The sequence below is a fragment of the Roseibium sp. genome (genome assembly GCF_050301095.1).
Taxonomy (GTDB): domain Bacteria; phylum Pseudomonadota; class Alphaproteobacteria; order Rhizobiales; family Stappiaceae; genus Roseibium.
Genome location: NZ_JBNKYW010000288.1, coordinates 1 through 7057, shown reverse-complemented (window position 1 = coordinate 7057; position 7057 = coordinate 1). Strand labels below are relative to the sequence as shown.

Genomic DNA, 7057 nt, shown 5'->3' with positions numbered 1-7057 from the left:
TGTGGCTGAAACCGGCACCTCCGCCGGCAGCGCGGCATTGCCGCCGACAGATGCGGAACTGAAGCCCTATGAGCAGGTGTTCGCCGCGCAGACCAGCTATCTTCTGGAAATGTTCGGCGTCCGGGCCGCGATCGCCCGGTTGCACAAGGTCGCGCGGGAGCTCTCGCTGGCGACCGAAACCCAGTCCGGCATCGTGACCCGGACGCTGAACAACGATTTCCAGTCGACGTCGGCAACCTTGCAGCGGCTTCTGGTCATCGTTGCCGTCGCGTCCCTTCTTGTCCTGACGATTGCCATCCTGTCGATCCGCTCGGCCATCCGGGTTTCCAGGGGGATCGTGTCGCTCTCCAGCGGGATGAACGCGCTGGCGGAAGGGCAGAAGGATGTCGGCCTTCCGGACTACAAGGGCGATGAGACCGAGCTTCTGGACCTGCAGCAGGCCTTCCTCGCCTTCAAGGAAAGCGTCGACCGGGTGACCCGCCTGAGGCGCACGGCGGAAGCGGCAGCGCGCACCATCCGGTCCACCTTCCGCAGCATGAACGAGGGCATTGCCATTTTCGATGCCACCGGGCAGCCGGTCACCATGAACCGGCGGGTGATCGAACTGCTCGGACACAAGGGCTCGGCCCGCAAGCTGCCGCTGACCGAATTCCTGTCTCCCATTTCCGAAATCAGGACGGAGACGCTGCCGGGCGGCGCGGAAGCCAGGCCGTTCAGCGAGCCGCTGTCCGTGCGTCACCGCCAGGGAGACGGCACGGTGACGGAGATCTCGCTCTCCCGCCAGAGTGACGGCGGGGTCGTGCTGTTGGCGCGGGACGTGACGTTGCTCGACAGGCGCGAGGCGGAAGCCGCGATGGCGTTGCGGCTCGACGGCATCATGCGCCTGACCCACCAGCTCAGTCACGAAGTCGGCAACACCATCGGCATCATCACGGGCAGCCTCGGCCTTCTGGAGCGGGAAGGCGGTTTCAGCAAGATGCAGATGCGCAACATCGCCCGCATCCGCAAGGCCGCCGACCGGGGGCGGTCGCTCGCCAGCAGCATGCTGACCATCGGTCGCCAGCAGCCGATCCGTTTTAGCCGCATCGAGATCTCGCCCGTCCTGCTGGCGATGGCGGATGTCCTTGAAATCGCGATCGGCGAGAACTGCAGCCTCGAGCTGGAACTGGCCGAAGGCTTGCCACCCTTGATGCTGGATCCGGAGCTTTTCGAGCAGTCGGTGCTCAATCTGTGCCTTAACGCGGCGGCTGCCATGCCGGAGGGGGGAGAGGTCTGCGTGAAGACCTTTCAGCAGGATGACGCGATTGCCGTTTCGGTGAGCGATACCGGGATCGGTATGAGCCGTGAGGAGGTGGACAAGGCGTTCGAGCCCTATTTCACCACCAGAACCGACCAGGGCGGCGCCGGACTCGGGCTGGCCGTGGTCTATGGTTTCGTGCGCCAGAGCGGAGGGACCGCAACGATTTTCTCCGAACCGGGAAAGGGCACGACCGTCGAACTCCGCTTTCCGCGCGATCTGGAACCGGAAGCAGAGGAAGCCTTGCCGGTCGAGGAAGTTTCCTGAATTGACATTGCGTCTTGCCGCGCAAGCTTGCAGACAATTGCCCTTTGCGCCTTGCGCCGTCCCGGTCAAGCGTGGCGCGAGCCGGAACCGAAGCGGGCACGTCCTCGGTTTTCTCATTGAAATCTCCGGTCCCGGATCTCCGCCGCGCTGCGAGCGTGAAGGCTTTGTCGACGGGTCGTCAGCCTGTGGCTGTCCGGTTTGGGGCTGAATCCCGAAAACGTCCCTTGACTCTTTTGGAACGTTCCAGTAAATGTCGTCAACATGAAATTGGAACGTTCCAAAAACCAAGAAAATATCGTCGGGAGGACGTCATGCGTTGGGCTCTGATCGGTGCGAGCCGGATTGCCTCGAGCTACATGATCAATGCGATCCGGGCGCAGGAAGGTGCGGAAATCGTCTCCGTTCTGAGTTCAAGTGCAGAGCGCGGTGAAGCTTATGCCCGCGAGAACGGCATTGCGCAGAGCTTCACGGACCTGGGCGCGCAGCTTGCCGACGAGACTGTCGATGCGGTCTATGTTTCCACGACGAACGAAAAGCATCACGCTCAGGCGCTGGCCGCGATTGCCGCGGGCAAGCATGTCCTTTGCGAAAAACCGCTTGCGATGAGCCTTGAAGAGGCTGCTGATATGGTTCGTGCGGCCGCCGAAAAAGGTGTGGTCTTCGCGACCAACCATCATTTGCGCAATGCCGGGTCTCACCTGGCCATCCGGGACCTGATTTCCTCTGGCCGCATCGGCAAGGTGCTGAGCGCGCGCGTCTTCCACGCCGTCAACCTGCCCGATGCCCTGCGCGGCTGGCGGATCAACGATGCGGCGGCCGGTGGCGGCGTTATCCCGGACATAACCGTGCATGACGCCGACACCATCCGCTTTCACCTCGGTGAGGATCCCGTCGAGGTCGTCGCCAAGGCCGGAACGTCCGGGCTGGGCGAGGGGGTTGAGGACAGCGTCATGTCGGTGTGGTCGATGCCTTCCGGCGCCATGGTCCAGTCCCACGAGAGCTTCACTCACCGCTTTGCCGGCACCGGTATCGAGTTCCACGGTACGGACGGCTCGATCTTCGCGCGCAACGTCATGACCCAGGAACCGGTCGGCGAGATCCGTCTGGTAACCGCGGAGGGTGAAAGCGCGGTCCCGTTCGAGACGCACAATCTCTATGAATATTCGCTTGGACTGTTCGGCAAGGCCGTGAACGGCAATGGCGGTCCCTCTGCCGACGGCATCGACGGTATCAAGTCGCTGGCCGTTGCCCTTGCCGTGCGCGAGGCCGCGCAATCGGCCAAGGCCGTTGCCGTCAACTACGGAGGCTTTTGACCATGGCCTCCAAGATCGTTTCCATGGATGAAGCCGCCGCCCGTATTCAGGACGGGGCTGTCGTCACGGTTTCCTCTTCCTCCGGCCTCGGGTGCCCGGACAAGATCCTTGAGGCCATCGGCGCAAGGTTCGACCGCGAAGGGCACCCGAGGAACCTCACCACGCTGCACCCGATTGCCGCCGGTGACATGTACGGCATCAAGGGCATCGACCACATTGCCAGGGACGGCCTGCTCTCGACCATCATCGCGGGGTCCTACCCGTCCGGCCCGTCCAACCTGCCGATGCCAGCGATCTGGCAGATGCTGGTCGAAAACCGGGTGGCCGCCTACAACGTGCCCTCCGGCATCCTTTACGACATGCACCGGGACGTGGCGGCACGCCGTCCGGGCGTGATGACAAAGGTCGGGCTCGACACTTTCGTCGACCCCATCCGTCAGGGCTGCGCCATGAACGAGGCGGCTGCGGAGCGGCCTATCGTGTCGCGGCTGGAGCTTGGCGGCGAAACCTGGCTGCACTTTCCGAACATTGTTCCGAACGTTGCCATCATCCGGGCGACAACGGCGGACGAGCGCGGCAACCTCACCTACGAACACGAAGGCGCTTATCTCGGCGGTCTGGAGCAGGCGATTGCCGTGCGTAACCATGGCGGTCTTGTCATCGCCCAGGTCAAGCGCGTCACCGCCTGCGGCTCCCTGCGCCCCCATGACGTGCGCGTGCCGGGGCATCTGGTGGACCTCATCGTCGTCGATCCCCATCAGCGGCAGACGACGGAAACCGATTACGACCCGGCGATTTCCGGCGAGATCATGCGGCCGTGGTCCAGCTTTACACTCGCCGAACACAGCGTCGAGAAGATCGTCGCCCGCCGTGCGGCAATGGAGCTGAAAGCCGGACAGGCAGCCAATCTCGGCTTCGGCATTTCCGCCATGGTGCCGCGCGTGCTTCTGGAAGCCGGCCAGGAGCAGGCGGTGACCTGGGCCATCGAGCAGGGCGCGACCGGCGGCATGCCGCTGACCGGCTTTGCCTTCGGCTGCGCGTCCAACGCGGATGCCTTCATGCCCTCGCCGCAGCAGTTCACCTATTTTCAGGGCGGCGGCTTCGACGTCTCCTTCCTGTCCTTCCTGGAGATCGACCTGGAAGGCAACGTCAATGTCTCAAAGCTCGGCAAGAAGCCCTATCTGACAGCCGGTTGCGGCGGCTTTGTCGACATCACCGCGAACGCCAGGAAGATCGTCTTCTCCGGCCTGTTCGAGGCCGGAGCCGAATTGGACCTGAGCGAAGATGTTTTGAGGGTCAAGACACCGGGCAAGTTCACAAAGATGGTGGACGAGGTCGAGCACGTGACCTTCTCCGGGCGCCGGGCACGCGAGCTCGGCCAGGACGTTCTCTATGTGACCGAGCGCTGTGTCATTCACCTGACCGAAGCCGGACTGGTCGCCACGGAAGTCATGCCGGGTATCGATCCCGCGCGCGACATCGTCGAGGCTTCCCGGGGCCGTGTCCGTCTTGCCGACAATCTCATCCAGATGCCGACGGCGCTTCTCACCGAGGGTGCGATGGAGCTGAGCCTATGAGCGCGCTGCATCTCATCCGTCATGGCGCCGTCGCCGAGCTGAAGCTGGACAATCCGGCCAAGCTCAACGCCTTCACGCTGGAGATGCTGCGGGCGGTCGAGCCTATTTGCGACGAACTGGAACGGGATCCGGACATTCGCGCGGTGGTGATCACGGCGGAAGAAAGCAAGGCTTTCTGCGCCGGAGCCGATATCCTGGAATGGTCGGAACTGGAGCCCTTCGATTTCGCCCGTCACTGGGTCCGCGAAGGACATCGCGTTTTCGACCGGCTTGCCCGTCTTTCCAAGCCGACGATTGCAGCCATCAATGCCCATGCGTTCGGCGGCGGGCTGGAATTTGCCGCAACCAGCGACATCCGCGTGATGGCGCCCAAGGCAACACTTGCCCTTCCCGAAGCCTCCGTCGGCATCGTGCCGGGCTGGTCGGGAACCCAGCGGCTGATCCGCCTCCTCGGCGAACCGATGGTCAAGGAAATGGCGCTGTTCGGGCGAAGGATTTCGGCAGACCGGGCATTTGCCGCAGGCTTTGTGGCGGAGATTTCGGACGACCCGAAGGCCCTGGCCTTCGAGATGGCCGGAAAGCTCGCCGGAAAATCGGCCCGTGCGGTCGAAGTTGCCAAATACATGGTCCATGCGGCGGCCGGCGAAGACCGGAGCGCCATGATCGAAGCGCTCGGAGCAGGGATGATCAGCCCGACCGAAGACCGCGACGAAGGCGTCACCGCCTTTCGCGAAAAGCGCAAACCGAATTTTTCCGGAAAAGAAACATGAGTGAATTGAACGTCGTCTCCATCAGCAAAGCACAGCTTCCGGCAGATCCGTTTGTTGCTCGCCATCTGATCGATGGCGGCTGGCGGCAGAGCGCCGACGGGGCGACCTTCGAGCGGGTGTCGCCGTCTCACGGTACCGTCGTCACGCGTGCCGCCAAGGGTGGGATACGGGATGTGGATGCGGCGGTTGCCGCTGCGCGCCAGGCTTTCGACAAGGGCCGCTGGTCGCGCACCTCCGGCAAGGACCGGGCAACCCTTCTCCTGAAGATCGCCGACCTGATCGACCGCGAGCGCGAGCGGATCGCTTTCCTGGAAACGCTGGAATCCGGCAAGCCGATTGCCCAGGCGAAAGCCGAGATCGAAGGGGCTGCCGACATCTGGCGCTTTGCCGCTTCGCTTGCCAGGACGATGCATGGCGAGAGCCATAATTCGCTTGGGCCGGATATGCTGGGTCTCGTTCTGAAGGAGCCGGTCGGTGTCGTCTCGATCATCACACCGTGGAACTTTCCGTTCCTGATCGTGTCGCAGAAATTGCCCTTCGCACTGGCAGCCGGATGCACGGCGGTCATAAAGCCGTCGGAAATGACGCCGGCGACGACGGTTATCCTCGGCGAACTTTGCCTGGAAGCCGGCATTCCCGCAGGCGTCGTCAACATCGTTCTGGGATATGGCGATCCCGTCGGAACCGCAATGACCACCGACAAACGCGTCGACATGGTCACCTTCACCGGCTCGACCGGCGTCGGCAAGGCCATCGTCAAGGCGGCCTCCGGCACCCTGAAGAAGGTCTCGCTGGAACTCGGCGGCAAGAACCCGCAGGTGATTTTTCCGGATGCGGACAAGGCAAGCGCCGTCGATGCCGTCGTCTTCGGCGTTTATTTCAATGCCGGCGAATGCTGCAACTCCGGTTCCCGGATCATCGTGCACGAAGACATTGCCGAGGAGTTCCTGAAGCGAACAGTCGAACTGTCGCGCAAGGTTCCCTTCGGCGATCCCCTGGACCCATCGACCAAGGTCGGCGCGATCATCACGCCTGAACATCAAGGCAAAATCGAAAAATACGTTCGGGATGCAGAAAACGCCGGAGCAACTGTCCGCCTGGGGGGCGGCGCTCTTGAAGTGCCGGGCTTGAGCGGACAGTTCTATCAGCCGACCGTGGTCGCAGATGTACGCAGCGACATGCCGATTGCCCGCGAGGAAGTGTTCGGACCGGTGCTCTCGGTCCTGACCTTCCGGACGCTCGAAGAGGCGATCGATCTGGTGAACGATGCCGACTATGGCCTCTCCGCAGGCGTGTGGAGCGAGAACGTTCATACCTGCATGGAATTTGCCCGCCGCGCCCGGGCCGGAACGGTGTGGACCAACACCTGGATGGATGGCTTTGCCGAATTGCCCTTCGGCGGCGTCGAGGAAAGCGGGCAGGGCCGGGAACTCGGCAAATACGGACTGGAGGAATTTCTCGAGGCGAAAACCGTGACCATGCGCATCGGACGCACACGCACGCCTTGGGTTGACCCGCAGGTGGCCTGACCACCTCGCGGGGGAGGAAGACTTTGCGCAAGACAGGGAGGATTCCATGCGTAAATTGACGACGATGATGACCGCGGCGGCAGCACTGCTGGCAGCCGGGGCAACCGCACATGCCGGCGATGTGGAAGTGCTGCACTGGTGGACGTCGGGCGGGGAGGCAGCTGCCCTCAACGTCCTGAAGGAAGATCTGGAAAAGCAGGGCATCGGCTGGCAGGACATGCCGGTTGCCGGTGGCGGCGGCTCCCAGGCCATGACCGTGCTGCGCGCCCGGGTGACCTCGGGCAACCCGCCCACCGCCGTGCAG

The 7057-nt window shown here is 63.2% G+C and carries 5 protein-coding genes and 1 pseudogene; all 6 read left to right on the top strand.

Features of this window, described 5'->3' with window-relative positions; all coding sequences use genetic code 11:
• A partial coding sequence (locus tag ACQY7U_RS25215) for a sensor histidine kinase (RefSeq protein ID WP_428651041.1) occupies nucleotides 1-1564 on the top strand: 1564 nt, incomplete at its 5' end.
• Between the two features lie 311 nt (nucleotides 1565-1875).
• Nucleotides 1876-2877: a Gfo/Idh/MocA family protein gene (locus ACQY7U_RS25210; RefSeq protein WP_428651038.1), complete on the top strand. Its 1002-nt coding sequence runs from the start codon at nucleotides 1876-1878 to the stop codon at nucleotides 2875-2877.
• A 2-nt stretch (nucleotides 2878-2879) separates the two neighbouring features.
• Nucleotides 2880-4454 carry an acyl CoA:acetate/3-ketoacid CoA transferase gene (locus tag ACQY7U_RS25205; RefSeq protein ID WP_428651036.1) on the top strand — a complete coding sequence of 525 codons (1575 nt, stop codon included), beginning with the start codon at nucleotides 2880-2882 and terminating at the stop codon, nucleotides 4452-4454.
• Nucleotides 4451-5224 carry an enoyl-CoA hydratase/isomerase family protein gene (locus tag ACQY7U_RS25200; RefSeq protein ID WP_428651034.1) on the top strand — a complete coding sequence of 258 codons (774 nt, stop codon included), beginning with the start codon at nucleotides 4451-4453 and terminating at the stop codon, nucleotides 5222-5224. Before ACQY7U_RS25205 ends, ACQY7U_RS25200 begins: the two co-directional genes overlap by 4 nt.
• Complete coding sequence (locus tag ACQY7U_RS25195) at nucleotides 5221-6753, top strand: aldehyde dehydrogenase family protein (protein ID WP_428651031.1); 1533 nt, start codon at nucleotides 5221-5223, stop codon at nucleotides 6751-6753. The genes ACQY7U_RS25200 and ACQY7U_RS25195 overlap by 4 nt, the downstream gene beginning before the upstream one ends.
• 46 nt (nucleotides 6754-6799) lie before the next feature.
• Nucleotides 6800-7057, top strand: a pseudogene (locus ACQY7U_RS25190) (sugar ABC transporter substrate-binding protein); the annotation flags it as partial.

Excerpts from the sequence above, each read along its gene's own strand:
- ACQY7U_RS25210 (WP_428651038.1), top strand. The coding sequence starts at position 1,876 with ATGCGTTGGGCTCTGATCGGTGCGAGCCGGATTGCCTCGAGCTACATG.
- ACQY7U_RS25205 (WP_428651036.1), top strand. The coding sequence starts at position 2,880 with ATGGCCTCCAAGATCGTTTCCATGGATGAAGCCGCCGCCCGTATTCAG.
- ACQY7U_RS25200 (WP_428651034.1), top strand. The coding sequence starts at position 4,451 with ATGAGCGCGCTGCATCTCATCCGTCATGGCGCCGTCGCCGAGCTGAAG.
- ACQY7U_RS25195 (WP_428651031.1), top strand. The coding sequence starts at position 5,221 with ATGAGTGAATTGAACGTCGTCTCCATCAGCAAAGCACAGCTTCCGGCA.